The sequence below is a fragment of the Dietzia sp. Die43 genome (assembly GCF_024519835.1).
Classification (GTDB): Bacteria; Actinomycetota; Actinomycetes; order Mycobacteriales; family Mycobacteriaceae; genus Dietzia; species Dietzia kunjamensis.
Genome location: NZ_JALJRF010000066.1, coordinates 1 through 590 on the forward strand (window position 1 = coordinate 1; position 590 = coordinate 590).

General features: G+C 63.7%; 1 protein-coding gene. It reads left to right on the forward strand.

Annotated elements, in window-relative coordinates; all coding sequences use genetic code 11:
* A partial coding sequence (locus NR111_RS18260) for a cbb3-type cytochrome c oxidase subunit I (protein WP_256821631.1) occupies nt 1-590 on the forward strand: 590 nt, incomplete at both ends.

The following is a 590-nucleotide window of genomic DNA, read 5'->3' on the forward strand; positions in this document are numbered from 1 at the left end:
CGGCCGGGCTCGTTCGTGTGGAAGATGCTGACGACGACCGACCACAAGTTGCTCGGCATCATGTACATCGTCACCTGCTTCATCTTCTTCTTCGCCGGCGGCCTCATGGCGCTGCTCATCCGGGCGGAGCTCTTCCTCCCGGGTATGCAGTTCCTGTCGAATGAGCAGTTCAACCAGCTGTTCACCATGCACGGCACGGTGATGCTGCTGCTCTACGGAACCCCGATCGTCGTCGGGTTCGCGAACTACATCATTCCGCTGCAGATCGGCGCCCCCGACGTGGCGTTTCCCCGGCTCAACGCGTTCGGCTTCTGGCTGTTCGCGGCGGGCGGCACGATCATGCTCTCCGGCTTCCTGACCCCCGGTGGCGCGGCGTCCTTCGGCTGGACCATGTACATGCCGCTGGCGGACAAGATCCACTCGCCGAACGTCGGCGCGGACCTCTGGATCCTCGGCGTCGGCATCGGCGGCATCGGCACGATCCTCGGTGCCGTCAACTTCGTCACCACCATCATCTGCCTGCGCGCACCGGGTATGACCATGTTCCGGATGCCGATCTTCACGTGGAACATCCTCGTGGCGTCGGTCCT